The sequence below is a fragment of the Enterobacter sp. BRE11 genome, from assembly GCF_031844285.1.
In the GTDB taxonomy this organism is placed as follows: Bacteria; Pseudomonadota; Gammaproteobacteria; order Enterobacterales; family Enterobacteriaceae; genus Pantoea.
In genome coordinates, this window is record NZ_JAUZUX010000003.1 from 209,491 (window position 1) to 231,681 (window position 22,191).

The 22,191-nt window shown below is 61.6% G+C and carries 21 protein-coding genes and 3 tRNA genes; 12 read left to right on the plus strand and 12 right to left on the minus strand.

What is annotated here, in order from left to right; all coding sequences use genetic code 11:
* Nucleotides 1-77: 77 nt before the first annotated feature.
* Genes yjjG through Q9R34_RS04770 form a run of 3 tightly spaced genes read right to left on the minus strand, consistent with a single transcriptional unit; the run spans nucleotide 78 to nucleotide 1,598 of the window.
* Nucleotides 78-758 (minus strand): pyrimidine 5'-nucleotidase, encoded by a 681-nt coding sequence (gene yjjG / locus Q9R34_RS04760; RefSeq protein WP_485892579.1) that lies wholly within the window; start codon nucleotides 756-758, stop codon nucleotides 78-80.
* A gap of 17 nt (nucleotides 759-775) precedes the next feature.
* Nucleotides 776-1,216 carry a ribosomal protein S18-alanine N-acetyltransferase gene (rimI, locus tag Q9R34_RS04765; protein ID WP_033749390.1) on the minus strand — a complete coding sequence of 147 codons (441 nt, stop codon included), beginning with the start codon at nucleotides 1,214-1,216 and terminating at the stop codon, nucleotides 776-778.
* The gene (locus Q9R34_RS04770; protein WP_434126385.1) at nucleotides 1,188-1,598 is read right to left on the minus strand and encodes a DNA polymerase III subunit psi; all 411 of its coding nucleotides are present in this window, start codon (nucleotides 1,596-1,598) and stop codon (nucleotides 1,188-1,190) included. The genes rimI and Q9R34_RS04770 overlap by 29 nt, the downstream gene beginning before the upstream one ends.
* A 107-nt stretch (nucleotides 1,599-1,705) precedes the next feature.
* Between Q9R34_RS04770 and rsmC the strand changes: the two genes are divergently transcribed.
* The 4 genes from rsmC to Q9R34_RS04790 all read left to right on the plus strand — a co-directional run bounded on the left by rsmC (nucleotide 1,706) and on the right by Q9R34_RS04790 (nucleotide 3,193).
* Entirely contained in the window at nucleotides 1,706-2,737 is a 1,032-nt protein-coding gene (gene rsmC, locus Q9R34_RS04775) for a 16S rRNA (guanine(1207)-N(2))-methyltransferase RsmC (RefSeq protein ID WP_485892580.1), read from the plus strand.
* A 130-nt stretch (nucleotides 2,738-2,867) separates the two neighbouring features.
* Nucleotides 2,868-2,954 (plus strand) — tRNA-Leu (locus Q9R34_RS04780).
* Nucleotides 2,955-2,986: 32 nt separating this feature from the next.
* Nucleotides 2,987-3,073, plus strand: a tRNA-Leu gene (locus Q9R34_RS04785).
* 33 nt (nucleotides 3,074-3,106) lie between these two features.
* Nucleotides 3,107-3,193: transfer RNA gene (locus Q9R34_RS04790), tRNA-Leu, on the plus strand.
* Between the two features lie 45 nt (nucleotides 3,194-3,238).
* On the opposite strand, the gene Q9R34_RS04795 is transcribed toward Q9R34_RS04790, so the two are convergent.
* Nucleotides 3,239-3,523, minus strand: a complete 285-nt coding sequence (locus tag Q9R34_RS04795) for a DUF1435 domain-containing protein (protein WP_485892581.1) — start codon at nucleotides 3,521-3,523, stop codon at nucleotides 3,239-3,241.
* Nucleotides 3,524-3,750: 227 nt separating this feature from the next.
* Here Q9R34_RS04795 and Q9R34_RS04800 point away from each other — a divergent pair, with 227 nt between their 5' ends.
* The 3 genes from Q9R34_RS04800 (at nucleotide 3,751) to Q9R34_RS04810 (ending at nucleotide 6,316) form a co-directional block, all read left to right on the plus strand.
* Nucleotides 3,751-4,845, plus strand: coding sequence for a GGDEF domain-containing protein (locus Q9R34_RS04800; protein WP_485892582.1), 1,095 nt, complete (start codon nucleotides 3,751-3,753; stop codon nucleotides 4,843-4,845).
* A gap of 121 nt (nucleotides 4,846-4,966) precedes the next feature.
* Nucleotides 4,967-5,758, plus strand: coding sequence for a siderophore-iron reductase FhuF (gene fhuF / locus Q9R34_RS04805; RefSeq protein ID WP_485892583.1), 792 nt, complete (start codon nucleotides 4,967-4,969; stop codon nucleotides 5,756-5,758).
* 93 nt (nucleotides 5,759-5,851) lie between these two features.
* Nucleotides 5,852-6,316: a YbaK/EbsC family protein gene (locus Q9R34_RS04810; protein WP_485892584.1), complete on the plus strand. Its 465-nt coding sequence runs from the start codon at nucleotides 5,852-5,854 to the stop codon at nucleotides 6,314-6,316.
* Here Q9R34_RS04810 and Q9R34_RS04815 read toward each other — a convergent pair.
* The 4 genes from Q9R34_RS04815 to Q9R34_RS04830 all read right to left on the minus strand — a co-directional run bounded on the left by Q9R34_RS04815 (nucleotide 6,313) and on the right by Q9R34_RS04830 (nucleotide 11,225).
* Nucleotides 6,313-7,533: an MFS transporter gene (locus Q9R34_RS04815; protein WP_485892585.1), complete on the minus strand. Its 1,221-nt coding sequence runs from the start codon at nucleotides 7,531-7,533 to the stop codon at nucleotides 6,313-6,315. The two genes, Q9R34_RS04810 and Q9R34_RS04815, sit on opposite strands and share 4 nt — an antisense overlap.
* Nucleotides 7,534-7,739: 206 nt before the next feature.
* Nucleotides 7,740-8,726 (minus strand): nucleoside hydrolase, encoded by a 987-nt coding sequence (locus tag Q9R34_RS04820; protein ID WP_485892587.1) that lies wholly within the window; start codon nucleotides 8,724-8,726, stop codon nucleotides 7,740-7,742.
* Nucleotides 8,723-9,712 (minus strand): LacI family DNA-binding transcriptional regulator, encoded by a 990-nt coding sequence (locus Q9R34_RS04825; protein ID WP_434124424.1) that lies wholly within the window; start codon nucleotides 9,710-9,712, stop codon nucleotides 8,723-8,725. The genes Q9R34_RS04820 and Q9R34_RS04825 overlap by 4 nt, the downstream gene beginning before the upstream one ends.
* A gap of 124 nt (nucleotides 9,713-9,836) precedes the next feature.
* Nucleotides 9,837-11,225, minus strand: coding sequence for an MFS transporter (locus Q9R34_RS04830; protein ID WP_485892588.1), 1,389 nt, complete (start codon nucleotides 11,223-11,225; stop codon nucleotides 9,837-9,839).
* Between the two features lie 574 nt (nucleotides 11,226-11,799).
* Here Q9R34_RS04830 and Q9R34_RS04835 point away from each other — a divergent pair.
* On the plus strand, nucleotides 11,800-12,354 hold the full coding sequence (locus tag Q9R34_RS04835) for a histidine phosphatase family protein (RefSeq protein WP_434124396.1): 555 nt from the start codon (nucleotides 11,800-11,802) through the stop codon (nucleotides 12,352-12,354).
* Here the strand turns inward: Q9R34_RS04835 and Q9R34_RS04840 are convergent.
* The gene (locus tag Q9R34_RS04840; protein WP_485892589.1) at nucleotides 12,347-13,300 is read right to left on the minus strand and encodes a WD40 repeat domain-containing protein; all 954 of its coding nucleotides are present in this window, start codon (nucleotides 13,298-13,300) and stop codon (nucleotides 12,347-12,349) included. The two genes, Q9R34_RS04835 and Q9R34_RS04840, sit on opposite strands and share 8 nt — an antisense overlap.
* A gap of 429 nt (nucleotides 13,301-13,729) precedes the next feature.
* Here Q9R34_RS04840 and Q9R34_RS04845 point away from each other — a divergent pair, with 429 nt between their 5' ends.
* Nucleotides 13,730-14,749 carry a glycosyltransferase family 32 protein gene (locus Q9R34_RS04845; RefSeq protein WP_485892591.1) on the plus strand — a complete coding sequence of 340 codons (1,020 nt, stop codon included), beginning with the start codon at nucleotides 13,730-13,732 and terminating at the stop codon, nucleotides 14,747-14,749.
* Here Q9R34_RS04845 and Q9R34_RS04850 read toward each other — a convergent pair.
* Nucleotides 14,723-15,640: a LysR family transcriptional regulator gene (locus tag Q9R34_RS04850; protein WP_434124422.1), complete on the minus strand. Its 918-nt coding sequence runs from the start codon at nucleotides 15,638-15,640 to the stop codon at nucleotides 14,723-14,725. The two genes, Q9R34_RS04845 and Q9R34_RS04850, sit on opposite strands and share 27 nt — an antisense overlap.
* 186 nt (nucleotides 15,641-15,826) lie before the next feature.
* Here Q9R34_RS04850 and Q9R34_RS04855 point away from each other — a divergent pair, with 186 nt between their 5' ends.
* Both Q9R34_RS04855 and opgB read left to right on the plus strand, forming a co-directional pair.
* Nucleotides 15,827-16,216 (plus strand): tautomerase family protein, encoded by a 390-nt coding sequence (locus Q9R34_RS04855; RefSeq protein ID WP_485892592.1) that lies wholly within the window; start codon nucleotides 15,827-15,829, stop codon nucleotides 16,214-16,216.
* A 199-nt stretch (nucleotides 16,217-16,415) separates the two neighbouring features.
* Nucleotides 16,416-18,707, plus strand: coding sequence for a phosphatidylglycerol--membrane-oligosaccharide glycerophosphotransferase (gene opgB, locus Q9R34_RS04860; RefSeq protein ID WP_434124390.1), 2,292 nt, complete (start codon nucleotides 16,416-16,418; stop codon nucleotides 18,705-18,707).
* Nucleotide 18,708: 1 nt separating this feature from the next.
* On the opposite strand, the gene Q9R34_RS04865 is transcribed toward opgB, so the two are convergent.
* Nucleotides 18,709-19,422, minus strand: coding sequence for a GNAT family N-acetyltransferase (locus Q9R34_RS04865; protein ID WP_485892593.1), 714 nt, complete (start codon nucleotides 19,420-19,422; stop codon nucleotides 18,709-18,711).
* A gap of 87 nt (nucleotides 19,423-19,509) precedes the next feature.
* Here Q9R34_RS04865 and pdxR point away from each other — a divergent pair, with 87 nt between their 5' ends.
* Complete coding sequence (gene pdxR, locus Q9R34_RS04870; protein WP_434124387.1) at nucleotides 19,510-20,979, plus strand: MocR-like pyridoxine biosynthesis transcription factor PdxR; 1,470 nt, start codon at nucleotides 19,510-19,512, stop codon at nucleotides 20,977-20,979.
* On the opposite strand, the gene Q9R34_RS04875 is transcribed toward pdxR, so the two are convergent.
* Complete coding sequence (locus Q9R34_RS04875) at nucleotides 20,943-22,043, minus strand: LacI family DNA-binding transcriptional regulator (protein WP_434124385.1); 1,101 nt, start codon at nucleotides 22,041-22,043, stop codon at nucleotides 20,943-20,945. The genes pdxR and Q9R34_RS04875 overlap by 37 nt on opposite strands.
* Nucleotides 22,044-22,191: the final 148 nt, after the last annotated feature.

Here is a 22,191-nt window from a genome sequence, read left to right on the forward strand (position 1 = left end):
TGAATAGATTTTAAATGAAAAGAAGCCCGCTTTGCGGGCTTCTTAGCTTTGAATCAGTGGCTACGGTGAATAGATACTCAGGCGATCAGCAGCGCTTTTAGCTCGCCCAGCGAGGTCACCGTCCAGGTCGGGCGAATCGCCTCTGGCAGCGGTCGCGTGCCGTGGTCGATCCAGCAGGTTTTTAAACCGGCGTTCATGCCGCCGAGAATATCGGACTCCGGCGTATCGCCCACCATCAGCACGCGGCTGCGATCCGGGTTGCCCATCTTCTCCAGCGCATAGTCGAAAATCGCCGCGTCCGGCTTCGGCACGCCGACCTGCTCGGAGATCACCAGCGCTGAGAAATAGTCGCGGAAGCCGGTGCGCTCCAGACGCGCCTGCTGCAGCGCGGTAAAGCCGTTGGTGATGATGCCCATCGGCACCTTGTTGTGCAGCGCGTGCATCAGGCTGACCGTGCCCTCCAGCGGCATGCAGATCTCCGACATGGCGCTCAGAAAGCCGCTGTTAAGCACGTCCGGCGCTACGCTCAGCTTCTCCGCCCAGCCGGTAAAACGCCGCGTCTGCAGCTGCAGTGCAGAGATGGCGCCGTTCTGGTAATCGACCCACAGCGGCTTGTTGATCGCCTGATAGTCGGCGTAGTCCTGCGCGGTGAACTGAACGTCGTAACTGGCGAAAAGACGCTGCAACCCGGCAAACGCGTCAAAGTGGAACAGGGTGTCATCGGCATCGAACAGGATGCAATCCCAGTCTTTTAACATTACAGCTCCTTAAAAGCCTACAGCGTCAGCGCCATGATGATGGCGTCTTCACGTCCGCTGGCGGTGGGATAGTAGTTGGGGCGGCGGCTCACCTGGTGGAAGTCGAGCTGCTCGTACAGGGCGATTGCGGGATGATTAGAGGCGCGCACCTCCAGCCACAGCGTCATCACGTCGCGCTTCTCCAGCTCGGCGATAAGATGCTGCAGCAGCTGACGCCCGTAGCCGCGCCGCTGGAAAGCGGGATCGACGGCGATATTAAACAGCGACGCTTCGTCCAGCACCACCTGCGTAATGGCGAAGGCGGCCATCACGCCATCAACGTCGAGGCGATAGTTAAGAAAACGCTCGCCCTGGTTGCTGGCAAAGGTCTGTTCGCGCCACGGAAAAGCGTGGCTGCGGCACTCGATGGCGAAAGCCTGGGCGGTATCCTCAGGGGTGAGGAAAGAGATCGCTGTCATGGTTACACATCTGTTGCCAGAGCGCGCGCTTCGCCGCGCCGCTGCTGGAGAGTTCATTTAAAGAGGCTGAGTGAAGCGCGACGCCGCTAAAGGGGTGCGGCCCGTCGAGGCCGATCAGCCAGCCCGCGCAGTCGAGCGATTCGGGCAGCATCTGCAGCTGATCGGGCGTCAGCGCCATCACCTGGGCGGGCTGCAGGCCAAGCACGTGCAGCACATCGCGCACCAGCGGCTCGTGCAGGCCGGGCGCGACCTCGGCGACGATAATCAGCTTTGTGCCTGGCGTCAGCCGTACCGCGATTTCGCCCTGAAGCACGCGCGGGCGTCGCAGTTGATACTGCGTTATTCCCATTTGCTGTAACAGCCAGTCGCGCCTGGACGTCATGATTTACCCTTGATGTGCTGCCGGAATGCGACGCTATGCTAGCAAACCCATCGAACATGCGCCAACAAACCACTATAATCGCCGCTCTGATCTAACAGGAGCCTTTCATGTCTGCTTTTACCCCGGCCAGCGAAGTCATACTGCGCCACAGTGATGAATTTACCGCCCGCCACGTCTTATTCGCTGGCGATATGCAGGATGACCTGCCCGCTCAGCTGGAGACCGCCTCGTCGCGCGCGCATACCCAGCAGTATCATCACTGGCAAAACCTGAGTCGCCGTCTGGGCGAACGGGCGCGTTACGGCCTGGTGGCAACGCAGGAAGACGTTGAAGGCTGCGACACGCTGATCTACTTCTGGCCGAAAAACAAGCCGGAAGCCCTGTTCCAGCTGATGAACCTGCTCTCCCTGCTGCCGCTGGGCTGCGACATTTTCGTCGTGGGCGAAAACCGCAGCGGCGTGCGCAGCGCCGAAGGCATGGTCGAAGAGTGGGCGACGCTCGACAAAATCGACAGCGCGCGCCGCTGCGGACTCTATCACGGCCGCCTGGAAGGCAAGCCGACGTTCGACGCCGAAAGCTTCCGCGACAGCTACGATCTCGATCCGCTGACCATCTGCACCCTGCCGGGCGTCTTCAGCCGCGACGACCTCGATATCGGCAGCGCGCTGCTGCTCACCACCCTGGCGCCGCACACCAAAGGCAAAGTGCTGGATATCGGCTGCGGCACAGGCGTGCTGTCGGCGGTGCTGGCCAACCACTCGCCGAAGGTGCGTCTGACCCTGTGCGACGTGCACGCCGCGGCGATTGAGGCGAGTAAGGCGACGCTGGCGATCAACGGCTTTGAGGGCGAGGTCTTCCCGAGCAACGTCTTCTCCGACGTCACCGGCCGCTTCGATCTGATCCTCTCGAATCCGCCGTTCCACGAAGGGCGCGAAACCAGCCTGGACGCGGCGCAGACTCTAATCCGCGGCGCGGTGAAGCACCTCAACACCGGCGGCGAACTGCGCATTGTGGCTAACGCCTTCCTGCCCTATCCGCAGGTGCTGGACGAAACCTTCGGCAGCCATGAAGTGCTGGCGCAAAACGGGCGCTTCAAGGTCTACCGCGCCGTTTACGGCCGCGGCGCGAAAGCCCGCTAAGCAGCGGCGACGGTGAAAACGTTGCTTTTTACAGCAGTCGCTTCGCCGTCGCGAAATATCTGTTGACGCCGGGTGTAAAATCTCTAGAATGCGCCTCCGTGGTTGCAATACTGTCATGTATTGCTGGTACGCGAAGGTGGCGGAATTGGTAGACGCGCTAGCTTCAGGTGTTAGTGTCTTAACGGACGTGAGGGTTCAAGTCCCTCTCTTCGCACCAACAACCACGATTTTCATCTCGCATCGCACTGCGCGAAGGTGGCGGAATTGGTAGACGCGCTAGCTTCAGGTGTTAGTGTCTTAACGGACGTGAGGGTTCAAGTCCCTCTCTTCGCACCAATGCGGCGATATGAAAAGCAAGATGACTCAAATGCGAAGGTGGCGGAATTGGTAGACGCGCTAGCTTCAGGTGTTAGTGTCTTAACGGACGTGAGGGTTCAAGTCCCTCTCTTCGCACCAGAGTTGTCCTCCCCTGCTTTATCTCCCTGTTTTACTCTCTCTGTTTTAGGCCCCATGAAAATTTACCGCCACGGCCGCTAATCCGCCCGCTAACGCCAGGCATGAAGGCAGCAGCAGATAGTGACGCAACCGGCGATGGAACAGCATCACCACCGTTAACAGCAGCGCGACAATCATCATGAGACGCCACTGGCTAAAGCTCGGCTCCCATAGCGCAAAGCACGGCATCGCCGCGCAGGGCAAGAGCACGCCCCAGGCGCTGTCCAGTTTCTTCCCCATCACCCAGCTGAATCCCCACAAGCCGCAGGCGGCGAACACGGCCATTAACATGGCGTCGACCTCAAATGATAAGAATTCCCATTATCATATGATAATAAATCTCATCTTGCAGCCTGTTTTTTTCGCCCCTGGCCGAAAGATGACAGACCAGTTGGAAAATGCTAGATTCCTGCCGATAACACCTTTCATAACACAGCAAATTTGCTCATTGTCCGGCAAATAAATTTATTTTTGCCGGAATGCGCTTTGATATTTCAGGGCCGTTTCGAGTATTAATAATGAAATTACAATCTTACGATGAATTGAAACAGAGCAAATATCGGCTGTCGCTGATGCTCTTTCTGTTTTTAAATGTCGCCGTATCGCTTTTTTGCCTGCTGCCTTTTGCCGGCAGCCCCGATGCAGAGCTGCCCGTGCCGGTTATTACCGTCGCACTATTTAGCGCCTCGACATTAATTGGGTGTTTAATCAGGCCCAAACTGAAATTACCGCTGTTAAATCCTGTAGCGTTGCTGCTTGGCGTGTTTTGGGCCTGGCATATTGAACTCAAATATCAGCAGGTCTTCTTTTTTGACGACAATTTCCTGATGATTAGCCTGCTGAGCGTCTTTTTTATTAGCGCTATCGCCCTGAGCGATTACCTGCCGGCCTTTTGTCTGCATATCACCCCGCCGGTGGTGACGGTGCTGCTGCTGGACAGGGGCGAGCATCTGGCGATGCTGCTGCTGACCATCTCGCTGCCGCTGATCGGCTTCTCTCTGCAGCACCTGATGCGCCGCCGCGTCGATCGCTTCACCCGCCGTCTGATGCACCAGCTCTATGAAGAAAAAGAGACCTTCAGCGATCTCAGCATGCTGGATCCGCTCACCGGCCTCTATAACCGCCGCGGACTTAAAAACCGGCTGGATAATATTCTGGAAAATCACGCGGGCAGCCACTTCGTGCTGCTGCTCGATATCGACCACTTCAAAGCGTACAACGACAATTATGGCCACGCCATGGGCGACCAGGCGCTGGCGCGCGTCTCAGTGGCCATCCGCGACGCCGTGCGCTCGCGCGATGTGGTGGTGCGCTACGGCGGCGAAGAGTTTCTGGTGCTGATGACCAACGTCAACGCGTCGATCGCCATGAAGCTGGCGGAGCGTATTCGCCAGTATGTGCTCGACCTGGAGATCCCTCACCGCTTCAATGAAAAGGTTTCTACCCACGTGACCGTCAGCGCCGGCATTGCGCCAATCTTCGACGACGAGTTCGATCAGGCAGTCGCCAATGCTGACCGCGCGCTCTACGTCGCCAAGAATCAGGGCCGCAATACCCTCCTCGCTTGGGAAGACCTGCCCAAAAACCTGACCGTCAGCGGCGAAGCACTCTAATTCTGCGCCCGTCAGCGCGGCGCGGCAAGCGCCCGGCCGCGCCCCTTATCTCGCCGACTTGTGAATAGAACTAAGAACGATTATCATTCTTTCTTCTCTGTTTCCAGGGCGTGTATTCAGCATGGCGAACATCAGGCAGCAACCTCAACGCTTTCAGTACGCTCAGCCTGTTTTTATGCATGGCGATCGCCCGCTGGCGCGCGCCCTGCGCGATCTGATGCGCGAGCAGCACGCCTGGATGCTGGAGAGCATCCACCTTGATGAAGCCGCGCCCGCAGAGGCTCTCACGCTGGCGGAATGGGCGCGCCCGGAACATTTTCCTGCGCTGGCGCAGCGCTACAGCGACTATCTCTATCGTCAGCATCCCGACGCCGTTCAGGAGGCGAAGCCGGTTCAGTCGCTCTGGGCGCAGTGGTATTTTGGCCTGCTGCTGCCGCCGCTGATGCTGGCGCTGCTGGCGGAATCGCGCGCGCTCGACTGCTCGCCGCAGCATATCCACGTTGAGTTCCACGAGCATGGCCACCCTTGCGCCTTCTGGATCGCGACGCACGAAGATGAAGAGGCGCGCTACCTTACCGCGGCGCAGCGCATTGAGCGCCTGATCCAGCAGCATCTGATCCCGGCGGTGAACGCTATCGCCCAGCATGGCGGCATCAACGCCAGGCTGATCTGGAACAATATGGGCTTCTCTTTTCACTGGTTCCTCGGCGAGCTGAAAACCCTGCTGGATGAGGCGACGATTCTGCAGCTTGAGCAGACGCTCTTCTTCACCAGCTGCCTGCAGGATGGCAGCGACAACCCGCTCTACCGCACTATGCTGTCGCGCGGCGGCGAGATGGTCAGACGCAGCTGCTGCCAGCGCTACCGCATTCCCGACGTCGAACGCTGCGGCAACTGCACGCTCAGCGTATAAAACCGTCTCCCGACACACTTTCTCCTTTTCTCTCGTTTACACTTTTTCCGCCTTGTGGCAGTTTTTACGCCTTCGACCTGCATGGAGAAAGAGATGAGCCTGGAGTCGGTACGGCAGTTTTTTGCTGAACACGCCCCTGATATCGAGATTATCGAGATGTCGCAAAGCACCGCTACCGTGGAGATGGCGGCGCGCGTACACGGCGTTGCGCCGGGTCAGATCGCCAAAACCCTGTCGCTGAAAGTCAAAGACGAGGTGGTGCTGATCGTTACGCGTGGCGATGCGCGGCTCGATAACCGCAAGCTGAAAGCGGCGCTGGGCGCCAAGGCGCGCATGCTGAGCGTCGATGAGGTGGTGAACTGGACCGGCCATCCGGTCGGCGGCGTCTGCCCGTTCGGGCTGGAGAATCCCCTGAAGGTGTACTGCGACGCGTCGCTGCGCCACTTCGACGAAGTGCTTCCCGCCGCAGGCGCCGTCCATAGCGCCGTGCGTATTTCGCCACAGCGCCTTGCCGAGCTGACGCAGGCGCAGTGGGTAGACGTGTGCGAAGCGCGCTAGCGCGTTGGCTTCGACACCGCGCCTGATATTTCGATGCCGCGCGTTTCGCGGCCAAAGGCGACAAACAGGCAGATTAGCACCGCCACCGTACCGGCGACGATGGCCATCCCCAGACCGTAGTTGCCGTTATGCGCCTCGGCGATGCGCGACTGCAGCGTGGCGTTGACCGAGGCGATCAGGTTACCCAGCTGATAGACGAAGCCCGGCAGCACTGCGCGCGCGTTGGCGGGCACCAGCTCGGTAAGATAAGTCGGCACCACGCCCCACGCGCCCTGCACCATAAACTGCATCAGAAACGCGCCCAGCCCAATCGCCCAGGAGCCGCTGGAGAAGGCCCAGAGCGGCAGCACCGGCAGCGCCAGCAGCGATGCCAGCATAATCGCCTTTTTACGCCCGATACGCTCCGACAGCGCGCCGAAGAAGACGCCGCCCAGCATTGCCGCGATGTTGTAGCTGATAGCGATCAGGCTGACGGTGTGCGCATCGAACTGATGCTGCACCTTCAGGAAGGTGGGATAGAGATCCTGGGTGCCGTGGCTGAAGAAGTTGAAGCAGGCCATCAGCAATACCAGATAGAGACACATTTTCCCGTTCTGGCGGATGATCGGCAGCAGCGCGCTGCTCTCCTGGCGCTCGCGCGCCGCCAGCCAGACCGGCGACTCCGGCACCTTGAAGTAGATAAACGGCAGCAGCAAAATCGGCAGCGCGCCGATCAGGAACATGCCGCGCCAGCCCACCGCGTCGAAAAAGAGCCCAAAGATCACCGAGGCCAGCAGATAGCCGCACGGATAGCCCGCCTGGAAGATGCCGGACATCAGCCCGCGCGAGCGGTCAGGAATGGTCTCCATCGCCAGCGACGAGGCGACGCCCCAGATGCCGCCCATCGCCACGCCGTAAATAATACGAAAGCCGAGAAAGGCGCTGAAGCTCGGCGACCAGGCGGAGAGCAGCTCAAACAGCGAAAACAGCGCAATATTGAGCATCAGAATCGGCCGACGGCCATATTTCTCTGCCAGTCGTCCAAACAGCAGCGCGCCGATGGGGCGCACCGCCAGCGTCAGCATAATCGCCACCGACACCTCTGAGACCGAGGCGTGAAAGTATTGCGCGAGGTCGCTTAAGACAAACACCAGTATAAAAAAGTCAAACGCGTCCAGCGTCCAGCTGGCGAAGCTGGCAAACGCCACATTCCGCTGGGTCGGGGTCCAGTTAAACATACACGTATCCTGTCAGGGCTATTCAGATAAAGGTCCGAAAGAGAGAGGCGCAACCGCCGAAGCGGTTACGATATTGTTAACGTTTTGTTTATAGCACTTTGCCAAACGCGAGCGCGTTCAAATGCTGGCATCCCTGACGTCAGGATGTAACTAAGGGTGACGGCGCATGTCACGCAGGAGGAATCGCCCTGCGGTCGCCTGGCAGACTAGCGTTTAAACTGCGTCAGAGCCTGTTCGAGGATCGTCAGCAGCAGCGCGTTATCGACGTGGTGCAGCACATGAACCAGCGCGCCGCTGTTGGCGGGGATGCCGACGTCGACGCGCAGCGGCTCGCGATAGCGCCAGCTTTTGCCGCGCGTCGCGCCCGGACGCAGTTCAATATCCACACGGTAGTCGGTGCCGTTCGCCACGCGCTGATTCAGCAGCCAGGCGACCACCAGCGCGTCGTGGATCCAGCTGCCAGCAAGACGGCGGGTGCGGATAGAGTAATCAATCCACGGACGCAGCGTGTCGCGCACAAAGTGTGACAGCGGATGATCGCTGGCGGTGATGCGCGCCAGATCCTGATGGGTCAGCAGCGTCTGCGTGGTGACGTCCATCGGCACCAGCGTGATAGCCGCGCCGCTGTGCAGCACCTGATGCGCCGCCTCGGGATCGAGACCGAAATTGGTATCTTTGATGTAGTCGTCCAGCGCGAATACGCCGCCCATCACCACAATCTCCGCGACCGCTTCCGCCATCGCCGGATAGCGCTGCAGCGCCAGGGCCACGTTGGTCAGCGGCCCAATCGCCACCAGGGTAATTTCGCCGGGGCTGTCGCAAACCAGCCTGCCGATAGCGTCGGCCGCGTCGTAGCCGTCCGCCGCCATCGGCTCTGGCGCGCGCACGCCCTGCCATAGCCTGACCATATCGAGCTGCTCCACGCGGTTATCGAGCGCCGCGCGCCAGGGCGCATGATCCTCTTTCAGCGCCTGAGCGGCGCCCTGCACCACCGGAATGGCCGAGCCGAGGCGCATCAGCAGATCTTTTGTTACCTGTGCGCCGATCTTGCTCGGCGTATTGCCTGCGACGGTGGTGATCAGCTCCACCGACAGCGCAGGTGAAGCAAGGGCCAGCGCAAGCGCCAGGCCATCATCGGTGTTGGCGCCGGGGATGCCGTTGCCCGGATCGCAGTCAATAATCACTCTTTTCATGTTGTCGTCGTATTGGTTTTAATGTGCGTCCTACAGCCGCAGGATTCGCCAATTTCAAGGTAGTGCGGAAACTCGTGCAGCTTCGCCTCGCCGTCCCAGTTTTGCAGCATGGCGATGGCGCAGCGCGCCATATCCCGCAGCGGCTGGCGCACGGTGGTTAAGGTCGGCACATGGAAGGCGGACTGATCGGTGCCGTTGAAACAGACCAGCGCCACATCCTGCGGCACGCGAATATTGCGCTCGGAAAAAGCGCGGATCGCCCCGATCGCCTGCCCTTCGTTGCTGGCAAACAGCGCGCGCGGCACGCCGGGACCGGCCAGCATGCGCTGTGCCGCCTCGTAGCCGCCCTGCCGCGTATAGCTGGCGGGAAAAATCAGCCCCTCATCGACCGGCGTTCCGTGCGCCGCCATCGCATCACGCCAGCCCTGAATACGATCCTGTGCGTTGAGCATCTCCAGCGGGCCGCTGATGATGCCCACCTGTCGATAGCCGTGGCTGAGCAGATGAGAGGTGACCTGAAACGCCGCCTGACGCTCATCGACGCGCAGCATGCTGACGCCGGGCTGCGGCTCAACGCGATCCAGCATGACAAACGGCGTGCCGCTGGCCTGAATCACGTCGATATAGGGATGGCGATCGACGCTGTTGTAAAACAGGCCGTCAACCTGCCGATTCAGCAGGCTGTGGATCAGCTCCAGCTCGCGCTGGCGGTCGTCGCCCGCGTCGCCGAGCAGCATCACGTGACCATGGTCCAGCGAGGCCTGCAGCAAAACGTGCGCCATAGAGGCGACAAAGGTGTTGCCGATATTTGGCACGATCAGCCCATAGGTTTTGGTGCTGCCCGACGCCAGCGCACGCGCCACGCCGTTGGGGCGATAGCCGGTCAGCCGGATCGCCTCCAGCACGCGCTGACGCGTGCTTTCCGCCACCGGACGCGGCCCGTTGTTGATCACGTAGCTGACCACCGCAACCGAGGTGCCGGCCATTTTCGCCACGTCGCTGCGTGTCACTTTGCCTGACGGCTGTTTCAAGCTTTTAGCTCCCGATGTAAACACAAAAGGCCGTGAATCATCACGGCCTGCTCGTTGGTGCGCGGGAAGCGGCGCCGCACTAGATGGCATCTTCCGGCAGATTGAGATCGCGCCCTCGCGTCTCTGGCGCCACAAAGGTGGTGAAGAAACCGATGGCCGCCATGGCGGAGAAGTAGACCGCTATCGGCCACCAGTGACCGCTCCAGGAGAGCATCGCCGCCGCCAGCAGCGGCGCGGTGCCGCCCGACAGAATTGAGCCCAGCTCTTTGGCTACCGCCATTTTAGTGTAGCGATGTTTGACGCCGAACAGCTCTACGCCCCACGCGGCCTGTACTCCATAGATGCCGAGCGACGCCAGCGCCATGCCGACCACAATCACCGAAATCACGATGGCCGGTTCGCGGCTGTCGAGCAGATAAAAGGCGGGCCAGGCGTAGCACATCAGCAGCAGGCAAAAGCCGCGATAGGTGATGCGGCGGCCGAAGCGATCCGAAAGCCAGCCCGCCAGCGGGATCACCGCAAAGCCCAGCACCGAGGCGATAAAGACCGCCGTGGTCGGCACGGATTTATCAACCATCAGCACCTTCGCCACATAGCCGACCATAAAGCCCTGCGCCAGATAGGAAGGACCGTTCTCGCCGATACGCAGACCGACCAGCGTCCAGAAAGCGCGCGTGCGCGTCCAGAATCCGCGCGTGTCCGCCACCGGCTGTGCGTCGCGTGCCGCGGCGCGTTCCGCTTCCAGCTCCTGCTTTCTGCGCTCGAACACCGGGGTTTCGCGCAGATGGCGACGGATCCAGAGCGCCACCAGCGCGATCAGCACGCTGCTGAGGAACGGAATACGCCATCCCCAGGCCAGCAGGCTTTCCTGATCCATCTGCACCACCGCGAGCCACACCAGCGCGGCGAGCAGCGTGCCGCTGTTGGAGCCTAAAGCAATCACCGACGAGACCAGCCCGCGCCGCTCGACCGGCGCATATTCGCCCAGCATCACCGTGCCGCCGGAAAGCTCTGCGCCAGCGCCCAGCCCCTGAGTAAAACGCAGCAGCACCAGACAGGCGGGCGCCCAGACGCCGATAGTGGCGTAGCTGGGGATCAGGCCGATCAAGGTCGTGGAGGCCCCCATCAGAATAATGGTGATGACCATGACCGTTTTTCGCCCTTTGCGATCGCCGATCCAGCCGAACAGCACCGCGCCGACAGGGCGCGCGATAAAGCCGACCGACCAGGTGGCGAAGCTGGAGAGCAGCGCCATCGCAGGCGTCGCCTGAGGGAAAAAAACATCGCCGAAGATAATGCCCGCCGCCAGGCCATAGAGTGCGAAATCCGCATACTCCATCGCCGTGCCGAGCCAGCAGGATAAGGTGGCGCGCCAGAAATCTTTGCGCCCGGAAGAGGTGTTCAGCCGCTCATCGGCGGCGGAGTGCAAGCGCGTGGGATCGCGCTCAACGGAGTGTGGTGCCGTCATACCATTTCCCTGTGTTAGTGATCGTGAACGCCCTTCCGTGGGACGGTTCTTTGATAGCAATCAGAACTCCCCGGGTGGCGATGTACTGGTTGGCTAACCCTTGTTGCGTTCAGTTAAGGATTCCCTGGTGTTGGAATCTCTGACTTTGCCTGCTCTGCCGATGTTAAGCACCGGTCGTTTAAAACAGGCGAAGCACTAAAGCTACTGGGCCTTTCTCGCATCGTCCGCCGCGAGTAATCACTGCGGGCCAGTTTATCTACGCGCGTAGATAAATCAAGTAAATTTAGCCATAACTGTTAAAAATCATACAGACAAGCAAGGGATGAATACCAATTTAACTTGAGAATACAATTAGTTAATAAAAAAAAGAAGGGCATAACTTAAACAGTGCCATTTGACACTTAACATTTTCCCTTAATAATACCTGGCCGCAACCTGTTGCAGCACAGCGGATAGGGTTATCGCCTGGAAAGATGACGAGAGGATGACACCCTTCCCGTTTCGCCAGGTTAAGTGAGGTTTTAACATTACGCCGCTTTGCATTAGGCTTAGAGCAGAACGAAGCAGGAGCCCTATGACCATTATCTTGATGCGACACGGCAAACCCGACCATCGCGCCGCCGGTCGGCTCAGCGCCCAGGGGCTGGCTGACTGGTGCGAGGCGTATGACAGGGCGCCGGTGTGCGATATGCCGCCCGATCGCAGCCTGACCATCGCACGTCAGGCGTCGGTGATCGTCTGCAGCCCGCTGCCGCGCGCGCGCTCTTCGCTGATGCGTCTCGGTTTGCAGCCGCTCCACGTTGATGCGCTGTTCAGTGAAATCTCGGTTCCGCTGATCGCCTCGCGTCGCCTTGAAATGCCAGCCGTGCTCTGGCTGGCGCTGCTGCGCATGCTGTGGCTGTGCGGCTATGCAGGCGAAAGCGAGTCGCTGCTGCGGGCGCGCGAGCGCGCCGCGCGCGCCGCCGATCGGCTTATTACGCTGTCGGAGCAGGGGACGGTACTGCTGCTCGGCCATGGCCTGATGAATAAAATGATCGCGCGCGAGCTGCGCAGGCGCGGCTGGCAGGCGGAAAAGCACGCCAGCAGCCGCCACTGGAGTTCTGCGATCTATCACCGTCCTTTTATCTGACCCGCTCGAAGAAGCTCAGCACCTCGCAGCCGGTGCCAACGCGCGGCGTGGCGATAACGCGACGCTGCGCCAGATCGACCACGCTTAACGTGCCGTCGCCTTCGTTGGCGATCAGTAGCTGCTGGTTATCGGGGCTAAAACAGCCATCCATGGGTTTGTTTCCTACCGGGATATCGCCCAGCGGATTAAGCAGATCGTCGAACAGCGTGATGACAGGCTCGCCATCGCCAATTGTCACCAGCCGCTCGCCGTTGGCGCTGAACCGCACCACCTGACAGGGTTGCTGGTGCCCCGGCAGCGCCAGCCGCTGGCGCACGCGGTGGCTCTGGCGGTCGATAACGTAGAGATAAGGCGCATCCGCCGCGCTGGCCACCAGATAGGGATGCTTCGGTGACGCCGCGATGCCGGCGACAGGCCCTGGCAGCAGGATCGTATCGATCACCCGCCCTTCCGCTTCGCACAGATCCACCACGGTAATGCTGGCGTCCTCTTCATTTTCAGTAAACAGCTTGCGGCCGCTGGGCGAGAGCGTCAGGCGGTGAGCATTGTGCGAAGGAACGGGAATGGTTTTTTCCACGCGGTCGGTTGCCGGATCGATCACCGCCACCGCTGCGCTGCTTTCACAGCAGAGATAGACCTTGCCGTCGCGCCCCAGCTGGCCGCTGTGCGGCGCGCGCAGCGGCGAAAGATCGATAAAGCCGCTGATTTCGCGCTGCGCCAGATCGATCACCGCCACCTTGTGGCCCGGATGGGGATTATCACCGTGCGCGCCGTCGCCGTAGATCGGCACATAGGCTTTTTGCCACGCGGGCAGCATCAGCAGCTCATGCGGACGCTGCGGAAAAGCGTTGAGCTCGCGCTCGACGGCAAAGGTCTCAGGATCGAGAAACAGCACGCGATTGCCCTGTTTATCGACCGCCAGTAGTCCACGGGTAGGTTCAGACATAGCGACTCCTTTTCTCAGTAAGCCTTCCTTAAGCGTAGACAACGGCGGTTATGCCACCCTCCCCGGATGGATACATCAGCGCGGCTAAACACGCGCCCCAATCCCCAGGCGCAGTGAAATCGTCAACTATCCCCTGTTATTTCTGGAGTGGGGAGATAAAAACCAGGATTATCTTCAGGCGCGGCGATAAATAAAGAGACAAATCATCTCTTTTAAATATAAGGCAGACGGTAAGGCGATAACTGACAATTTAGCCCGCCGCTTTCCGGATTATCTGAAATTCAGCAAAAGTCGTAGCGCGCATATAAATAATGCTTTATTAAACTGATGAAGCGATTTTATACAGAGTCGTGAGGAGATAAATGCGCGCGCTGCGCTACGCCTCACAGGGGAAACTTCCGCCGCAATAATCACAATAACAGGTGCCTCATGAATCCATACCGTCAACATCCTGCCCACGCCCTCTGGCGCAGCTGGAAACGCGTCTCTTTCAGCAGTCAAATGCTGTGGCAGAAAAAAAAACACGGCGCCCTTTCCGCGCCGGAATATGACGCCAGCCAGGAGGAGAATCTGGTGATCCTCTCCGCCGAGAAAGCGCCTGAGGCGATCCCGAAGACCATCTGGATGGTCTGGCTCGACGACCAGCTGCCGCCGTCACTGCGCCTGAATATCAATCAGCTGCGCCAGGATAATCCCGACCATACGCTGCATCTGGTGACGCAGCGCACGCTGGCGCAGTGGCTGCCGGAGATGACGTTTATCTCCGCCGATCTGACCCCTGCGCATAAAAGCGAAATTATCCGGCTGGAGCTGCTGCACCGCTTCGGCGGCATCGGCATCGACGGCGGCACGCTGTTATTTGAGAAACTCGACTGGGTGCACCAGGTTCAGCAGGATAAGCCGATGGACGTTATTGGCTATTACCGCGAGAACAGCACGCTTAATTTCCTGTCGCCGGTTATCGAAGGCTGGTTTATCGCCGCCGCCCCGGGCAACGCCTTTATTCGCGAATGGCTGAAGCAGCTGGCGCCGATTAAAAATCTCGGCGTGCAGAACTATATTAACGATTTAAAGAAGCGCGACGACTATCCGCTTATCGTGCAGAAAATTCATCACCCGGCGCAGGCGGTGCTGTCGCTGGCGCAGCAGGTGGCGGTAAAAGAGTATCGCCGCGTCAATTTCCACTTACGCAAAGCGGACGCCAACGCCTGGCTTTATCAGCAGCTGCACGCCGGCAACAGCGACGCCTTCGCCTGTTCGGTGCTGTTCCGTCAGCGGCCGCAAACCCCGCCGCCGGTCATTTGCCTGAGCGGCGACGAGCGGCTGCACCTCGACTTTAACCTGCGCATCGGTCTCTACAACCGCGCCAGCCTGCTGGGCGAGATGATGCAGGCGCCGGCGCGCCCGACGCTGGCGCTGCCGTCAGGCGTCGACAAAGCGCGCGCGTAGCCAGTGGGTAAAGGTGGTGACCGCACGCGGCACCTGCGCGGCGTATGGCCTGACGATCCAGAGCCTCTCCGCAAAGGCCTCCACGGCTTGCCAATGCGGCAGCACCTGCCGCAGGGCGCCGCAGGCGAGCGCCTCGCGGGCGCTAAAGTCCGGCAGCATGGCGATGCCCAGCCCCTGTAGCGCCGCATCGCGTATCGACTCGCTGTTGTTGGTGGCGAAACTGCCCTGCACGCTCACCTGCACCCGCTCCTGCGCCGCGTCGACAAAGGTCCAGCGCGGGGTTTCCACGCCGCGCGGATAGTATAAGCAGTTGTGCTGCGCCAGCTGGTGCGGCGTCTGCGGCGCGCCGTGCGCCGCCAGATAGTCCGGCGAGGCCACCAGCAGCGTGCGCGTCTGGCACAGCGGCAGCGCGACGTGGGTGTCCGGCAGCGCGCTGCTGTGGCGTATCGCCAGATCGAACCCTTCGCTGCTGAGCGAAACGAGGCGATCCGTGACGTCGAGCTGTAGCCGGATATGCGGCCAGGCGCGCAGGAAATCCCCAACGATCGGCACCAGCTGCTGGCGCGCGAACGCCACCGGCGCAGTGACCCTCACCAGCCCGCGCACCGGCCCGGCGGCGTCGCGCACGCCGAAGAAGCTCTGCTCAATACGGGCGAAGGGGTCGCGCAGCTCCTCTACCAGCTTTTCGCCCGCCGCTGTCAGCCGGACGCTGCGCGTGGTGCGCTGCACCAGCGGGGTGCCCGCCGCCTTTTCCAGCTCTTTAATCTTTTGGCTCATCGCCGCCTTGCTCACCTCGAGCCGCTCCGCCGCGCGGGTAAAGCTGCCCTGCTCCGCCAGCACCAGCAGCCAGTGCAAATGGATCCAGAGCGCACCTGTTTTTATCTCTGTCATCACGTATTGTTCACTATATTGAATAATCAATTCAGCAGGGGCGCTTTTTCTTTCCCGCTCACCAGGTCAGGATAAGGGTCACAGCAGCGCGCTGACAGCGCCAGTATGGGGGCCATCTTACCCGCATCAGCACCCTGTCAGCCAGCCTACAGCCTATCTAATTGACGCCCTTAACAGGAGAAAGAGATGCCGCTACTGCAATTCGATGTAATCCAGGGACGTTCCGAATCTGAACTGCGCACGCTGCTGGACGCGGCGCACCGCGCGGTGCTGACCGCCTTTCAGGTGCCGGAGCGCGACCGCTACCAGATTGTTCACGAAAACAAGGCATACCAGATGATCTTCCAGGATACCGGCCTCGGCTTTAGCCGCAGCGATAACCTGGTGATGGTGCGGGTCTACACCAGCCCGCGCAGCGCCGAACAGAAACAGCGCTTTATGGCGGAGCTGGCGCGCGAGCTGCGCGAAAGCAGCGGCGTGCAGGGCCAGGATCTGATGATTAGCTTTATTACCAACGACAAAGGCGACTGGAGCTTCGCCGACGGCGAAGCGCAGTACCTTACCGGTCGGCTTTGATTTCCCGCCATTTTTCTCCGCTATCAGCGACGGCCTGCGCGGCCGTCGCCTGCTTTTCTCTCTGAAAGATTATCCACTGCACAATTCGGACGGCACAGGTTGCAGCGCTATGACAGCCATTATAGATTGACGCCAGTTTGTCTATGCTCATCGCGGGCTGCGCAGGAAGCGCTCATTCACTTCAAGAGAGGATTTGACGTTGTCCGAATCTGTTTCAGTGGCGCTCTTTCTGGCGGCCATTGTCGTTTACTCGTGGAAAGCTGGCCGCCATAAGCTCTGGTTTTCCTTTGTGCTGCTTCTGCTGGTGCTGTTCGTCCTGCTCAACGCCACGCTCTTCGCCAGCAACTACTTCACCGGCGACGGCATCAACGATGCGGTGCTCTATACCCTGACCAACAGCCTGACCGGCGCGGGCGTCAGTAAATATGTGGTGCCCGCCATCGGGCTGCTGCTGCTGCTCTTTCTGCTGATCTGCCTGCTGAGCTGGCTGCTGCGCCGCCACGAGCGGCCGCACCATCTCGGCTGGAGCCTGCTGGCGGTGGCCTGCGCCGCCGGATCGGTACAGACCACGCCCGCGTTTCGCCAGGTCGCCAGTCTGGTCGCCTCGCACACCCGGCTGGCGGACTCCGACTTCGACAGCTACTACAAGGTGCCGCAGAAGGTCATCAACAACCCGCAGCTCAATCTGGTCTATATCTACGGCGAAAGTTTAGAACGCACCTACTTCAACGAGCAGGTTTTCCCTGGCCTGACGCCAGAGCTGGGCCAGCAAAAGGCGCAGAGCCTGGATTTCAGCGAAACCGTGCAGCTGCCCGGCACCGACTACACCATCGCGGGCATGGTCGCCTCGCAGTGCGGCATTCCGCTGTTCGCGCCCTTCGACGGCAACGCCTCCGCCGCGCTCTCCAGCTTCTACCCGCAAAACGTCTGCCTCGGCGATATTCTGAAAAATTCCGGCTATGAGAACTGGTTTATTCAGGGCGCGGACCTGCGCTTTGCGGGCAAAGATATCTTTCTGAAATCGCACGGTTTCGATGCCGCTAACATGGTGGGATCGCAGGAGCTGAAAGATCGCGTCGCCGATCCCGCCTACCGCAATAACTGGGGCTACTACGACGACACGGTGATGGATGAGGTGTTTGAGAAGTATGAGGCGCTGTCGCGCCAGCAGAAACGCTTCGCCCTGTTTGCGCTGACCGTGGATACGCACCATCCCGACGGTTTCGTGTCGCGCAGCTGCCAGCGCAAAAGCTACAGCTACGAGGGCAAGCCCAACCAGTCGTTCAGCGCGGTGACCTGCTCGCAGGAGCACGTGGCGCGGCTGATCGCCCGCATCAAGGCGTCGCCTTACTTTAAAAACACCGTAATTGTGGTGACGTCGGATCATCTGGCGATGAACAACACCGCCCATCACTATTTGATCAAGCAGCCGCGCCGCGATCTTTTTATGGTGATCCGCGGCGATCGGCCGCAGGCGGAGGTGATCGACCAGCCGCGCAGCACGCTGGATAACGGCGCGACGGTGCTCGATATCCTCGGCGGCGATAAGGCGATCGGCCTCGGCCGCAGCAGCCTTGCGGGCGCGACGCTGGCCGGGCAGTTCACCGATTTTCAGAGCCATATCAGCCGCTGGAAGGCGGATATTATTCAGCTGTGGAACTTCCCGAAAAAGCTCGATCGCTTCGTTGTCGATACGGCGAAAAACAGCTTTAGCTTTTCCGGCGCGACGTTCCGGCTGCCGATCCTGTTCCGCGTCGCCGAGAACCACGTCGAACCGCTGCCGGAAGGGGAATATGCCGCGCCGCTGCGCTACCAGCTGGCGGACTTTACCACCAGCGAGAAGTTCGTCTGGGTCGATCGCTGCTTCCGTATGGCGCGGCTGTGGCAGCCGGAGCTGGCGCTCTCCACCGATTTCTGCGTGGCGATGGGGCAGCTCGGCGGCCAGCCGAGCGTTGCGCGCATCGACAAGGCACAGTGGAAAGGTCAGGCGCGGTTCCCGCAGCAGACCCTGAGTGCGGCCACCTACCAGCGTAACGAAAACCTGCTGCGCGTCGAGGACAATGACATCCGCTACGACGCCGACCGCTTTCTGTTCGCGGTGCCGGGCGCGCCCGCCAGCGTGAAGCGCTTCAGCGGCATCTCACGCTGGGAAAACTGGGGCCGCTGGTCCAACGCCAACCTGGCGCCAGAGGTGAAGATTGAATATGTCGATCCGCTGCCCGCGCGCTTTGATTTGGTGATCACCGCGCGCGCCTTCGGGCCCAACGCGCACCGTCCGATTCCGGTGCGTGTCGGCGATCGGGAACAGCTGCTGACGCTGGGCGAGGATCTCTCCACCACCACCCTGCACTTCACCAATCCGGCGGGCGAGCATACGCTGACCATCGCGCCGCCGGAGCCGCAGCAGAGCAATGTGGGCAATATTACCGGCCAGGATCCGCGTCGGCTGGGTATCGGCATGGTGGATATCCGCATCGTGCCGCAGAGCTAGCTCAGGGGCGCTGGCGCAGCGCCTCCAGCGTTTCGCGCTGCTGCCCTTCGGCCCCGAAGTTATCCGCCGCCAGCCAGCGCGTGAAACCCTGCTTCACCTGCGGCCATTCGCTGTCGACGATCGAGAACCAGTGGGTATCGCGCGTGCGGCCGCGATAGACGATCGCCTGACGGAACGCCCCCTCATACTGAAAACCGAGCCGGGCAGCGGCGCGGCGCGACGGCGCGTTCAGGCTGTCACACTTCCACTCGTAGCGGCGGTAGCCGAGCTGTTCGAAGGCGTAGCGCATCAGCAGAAAGTGCGCCTCGGTCGCCTGGCGCGTGCGCTTCAGCAGCGGCGAAAAGGCGACGTGCCCGACCTCAATGACGCCGTGCTCGGGCGCGATGCGCATCAGCGCCAGCGTGCCCACCGCCCGCCCACTCTCCAGATCGATCACCGCGAAGTGCAGCGGATCGCGGCTGCTTTCCATCTGCTGCGCATAGCGGAGCCACTCCGCCTCGTCGGCAAAGGGACCGGCGAACAGATAGGTCCAGTCGCGGCCATCCGGCGCCAGCGCATAAGCGGCGCGCAGCGCGTCGCCGTGCTGCGCCACGCTTAACGGCTCAAGACGACAGTAGCGCCCCTCCAGCGTTTCGCGCTGCGGCAGCGGGCGCGGCTGCCAGTCCGTTAGCGGCTGGCCAACCGACTGGCCATATTCATTGGTGGTGTGTGACATAGCATCTCCTTGTTTTGGTCACCTGAGCGTGCCGCTTTTCTGGTAGGCTAAAAAGCGCCACGACCAGAGAGAATGATGGATCCACACATGCCCGACGCCCGTTCGACCTCACCCGCCAGGCTGCTCGCCGCCCCGCTCGCGCTGCGCGGCGGCGAAACCCTGCAGCAGCAGCTCTGCCAGCGCGTAAAGCGCGCCATTCTCGCAGGCCAGCTGCCGGCGGGCACGCGCCTGCCCGCGACGCGCCAGCTGGCGCAGGATCTGCAGGTGTCGCGCAATACGGTGATAAACGCCTGGGCGCAGCTGCAGGCGGAAGGCTACCTGGTTAGCGATCGCCGGGGCAGCCGCGTCAGCCCGATTGCGCTGCCCGCACCGGCCGCCGCCGACATCAGCAGCCAGGCGCCGGTGGCCGAGCGCGTGGCGATGCTGCGATCCGGCCATCGCTACAGCCGCGCAGAGATGCCGCTGCGCGCCGGGGTGCCCGCGCTGACGCACTTTCCCTTCGCCGCCTGGCGTCGCGCCCTGAATCGCGTGCTGAACGACACGCCGCAGCGGCTGCTGGGCTATGGCGATCCGCTGGGCGAGATGGCGCTGCGTGAAGCGCTGGCGCAGCATCTCAGCCTGACGCGCGGCGTGCGCTGCCAGCCGCAGCAAATCGTGATGACCGAGGGCGCGCAGCAGGCGCTGTCGCTCTGCGTCACCCTGCTCAGCAACCCCGGCGATACCGGCTGGGTAGAAGATCCCGGCTATCGCGGCGCGAAAGCGGCCATGCTCGCGGGCAACCTGCGCGTGCAGGCGGTGGCGGTGGACGAACAGGGATTAGCGCCCGACGATCGGCTGTGGCAGAGCGCCCCGCCGCGCCTGATCTTCTGCTCGCCGACCCACCAGTATCCGACCGGCGCGGTGATGAGCGCGGCGCGCAGGCTGGCGCTGCTCGCCCAGGCGCAGGCGCATCAGGCGTGGATTATCGAGGATGACTACGACGGCGATTTTCGCTACGTCGGTGAGCCGATCGGCGCAATGCAGGGGATGACGCCTGGCGCGCCGGTGATCTATATCGGCTCCTTCAGCAAGACGCTGTTTCCAGCGCTGCGGCTGGGTTTTATGGTGCTGCCTGCAACGCTGACATCGTCGCTGCGTCCGGCGCTGCACGAGCTGCTGCGCGGCGGCAATCGCCTTGAGCAGCAGGCGCTGGCCGCCTTTATCGCCAGCGGCGACTTCACGCGGCATCTCAGCAAGATGCGTCGGCTTTACCGGCAGCGGCAGCAGACGCTGCGGCAGGCGCTGCAGGAGACGCTGGGCGAGCAGGTTGCGCTGCTGGGCGGCGAGTGCGGCATGCATCTGGTGCTGCGGCTGGCGGACGAGATTGACGACGTCGCGCTGGCGGCGCAGCTGTGGCAGGCGGGCTACGCGCCCGCCGCGCTCTCCAGCTACTGCGCGGAGGAGAGTCCGCGGCGCGGGCTGGTGCTGGGCTACGGCAATACCAGCGGCGCGCAGCTTAGGGCGGGCGTGCGGCAGATTGGTCAGCTGCTGGCGCGGGCGCCGCGCGTCAGCGACTGAGCGGGCGCGGCGATAGAGTGCCGCAGGATAAGCTCGGCGCCGAAAGCGGGCAGCGGGCCGACGCGCTCGCCGCGAATATCGGCAATCAGGCGGCGCGCCGCCTCGCGCCCCATCTCGTAGACCGGCTGCGCCACTACCGTCAGCGGCGGCGCGACGATTTCGCTCCAGGGGAAGTTGTCGTACATGATGAAGGAGAGATCCTGCGGGATGCGCAGACCGCGCTGCGCCACGGCGCGCAGCAGCGACATGGCCACCAGGCTGTCCGAGGCGATAATCGCGGTCGGCGGCGCAGCACGCTGCCACAGCGACGCGACGATGCGCGCAATCTCCGCGTCGTCGCCGGCGTTCGCCTGGATCAGCGAGGTATCGTAGTCCCGACCGGCCGCGGCAAAGGCGTCGATGATACCACCGACGCGCTGCGCCACCGGCGTCAGGCCAAAATCTGCGGCGTCGCGCCAGGCGCCATCCAGCTCCATGCTGGTGATATAGGCGATGCGCTCGTGCCCGGCCGCCAGCAGCCGCTGCGTCGCCTCCCGCGCCACGGCGGTGAAATCGCAGCAGATCGCCTCGACATCGAGGCCGACGACCGCACGATCGAACAGCCGGAGCGCGCGTCCCTCTTCCAGCACCTGCAGCAGATGACCATTTTTTTCGCGCGCCGAGTGGCTGGGCGCGACGATGATGCCGTCGACCCGCTTCTCCAGCATCACGCGCACCGCATCCTGTTCAGCCTGCAGCTTCTCGTCGCTGTTGCCCAGCAGCAGATGAAAGCCCGCCTGGCGCGCCACGTCAGCCATGCCGCGCAGCGCCAGCCCGAAGTGCGGGTTTTCGATATCGCCGACAATCACGCCGATGGTGTTGGAGCGGCCGGTGTTCATGGTGCGCGCCACCTCGTTGGGCCGGTAGCCCAGCGCTGCCGCCGCCTGGTTAACGCGCGTCTGCACCTCTTCACTGACGGCGCCGTAGCCGCCGAGCGCCCTGGCCGCCTGCGCTTTCGATACGCTGGCCGCCCGGGCGACGTCGGCGACGGTGGGCGCTTTAATGCGTGCTTTCTGGTTGGTCATAATTAATTCGAATCACAGGTTGATGACAGAGAGATTGACGTCGAAAAAAGGCTGTGCTTAAACTCATTGTATCGCCTTGAGACCGGTCTCACAACAACTGTTCTCTTGTCGTCACCTGTGTTGAGACCGGTCTCAAAACACGATTATT

What these genes read in the sequence shown, in the direction of transcription:
- yjjG (WP_485892579.1), bottom strand. Translation starts at nt 758, where the DNA reads ATGTTAAAAGACTGGGATTGCATCCTGTTCGATGCCGATGACACCCTG.
- rimI (WP_033749390.1), bottom strand. Translation starts at nt 1,216, where the DNA reads ATGACAGCGATCTCTTTCCTCACCCCTGAGGATACCGCCCAGGCTTTC.
- Q9R34_RS04770 (WP_434126385.1), bottom strand. Translation starts at nt 1,598, where the DNA reads ATGACGTCCAGGCGCGACTGGCTGTTACAGCAAATGGGAATAACGCAG.
- rsmC (WP_485892580.1), top strand. Translation starts at nt 1,706, where the DNA reads ATGTCTGCTTTTACCCCGGCCAGCGAAGTCATACTGCGCCACAGTGAT.
- Q9R34_RS04795 (WP_485892581.1), bottom strand. Translation starts at nt 3,523, where the DNA reads ATGTTAATGGCCGTGTTCGCCGCCTGCGGCTTGTGGGGATTCAGCTGG.
- Q9R34_RS04800 (WP_485892582.1), top strand. Translation starts at nt 3,751, where the DNA reads ATGAAATTACAATCTTACGATGAATTGAAACAGAGCAAATATCGGCTG.
- fhuF (WP_485892583.1), top strand. Translation starts at nt 4,967, where the DNA reads ATGGCGAACATCAGGCAGCAACCTCAACGCTTTCAGTACGCTCAGCCT.
- Q9R34_RS04810 (WP_485892584.1), top strand. Translation starts at nt 5,852, where the DNA reads ATGAGCCTGGAGTCGGTACGGCAGTTTTTTGCTGAACACGCCCCTGAT.
- Q9R34_RS04815 (WP_485892585.1), bottom strand. Translation starts at nt 7,533, where the DNA reads ATGTTTAACTGGACCCCGACCCAGCGGAATGTGGCGTTTGCCAGCTTC.
- Q9R34_RS04820 (WP_485892587.1), bottom strand. Translation starts at nt 8,726, where the DNA reads ATGAAAAGAGTGATTATTGACTGCGATCCGGGCAACGGCATCCCCGGC.
- Q9R34_RS04825 (WP_434124424.1), bottom strand. Translation starts at nt 9,712, where the DNA reads ATGGCCGGCACCTCGGTTGCGGTGGTCAGCTACGTGATCAACAACGGG.
- Q9R34_RS04830 (WP_485892588.1), bottom strand. Translation starts at nt 11,225, where the DNA reads ATGACGGCACCACACTCCGTTGAGCGCGATCCCACGCGCTTGCACTCC.
- Q9R34_RS04835 (WP_434124396.1), top strand. Translation starts at nt 11,800, where the DNA reads ATGACCATTATCTTGATGCGACACGGCAAACCCGACCATCGCGCCGCC.
- Q9R34_RS04840 (WP_485892589.1), bottom strand. Translation starts at nt 13,300, where the DNA reads ATGTCTGAACCTACCCGTGGACTACTGGCGGTCGATAAACAGGGCAAT.
- Q9R34_RS04845 (WP_485892591.1), top strand. Translation starts at nt 13,730, where the DNA reads ATGAATCCATACCGTCAACATCCTGCCCACGCCCTCTGGCGCAGCTGG.
- Q9R34_RS04850 (WP_434124422.1), bottom strand. Translation starts at nt 15,640, where the DNA reads ATGACAGAGATAAAAACAGGTGCGCTCTGGATCCATTTGCACTGGCTG.
- Q9R34_RS04855 (WP_485892592.1), top strand. Translation starts at nt 15,827, where the DNA reads ATGCCGCTACTGCAATTCGATGTAATCCAGGGACGTTCCGAATCTGAA.
- Q9R34_RS04865 (WP_485892593.1), bottom strand. Translation starts at nt 19,422, where the DNA reads ATGTCACACACCACCAATGAATATGGCCAGTCGGTTGGCCAGCCGCTA.
- pdxR (WP_434124387.1), top strand. Translation starts at nt 19,510, where the DNA reads ATGCCCGACGCCCGTTCGACCTCACCCGCCAGGCTGCTCGCCGCCCCG.
- Q9R34_RS04875 (WP_434124385.1), bottom strand. Translation starts at nt 22,043, where the DNA reads ATGACCAACCAGAAAGCACGCATTAAAGCGCCCACCGTCGCCGACGTC.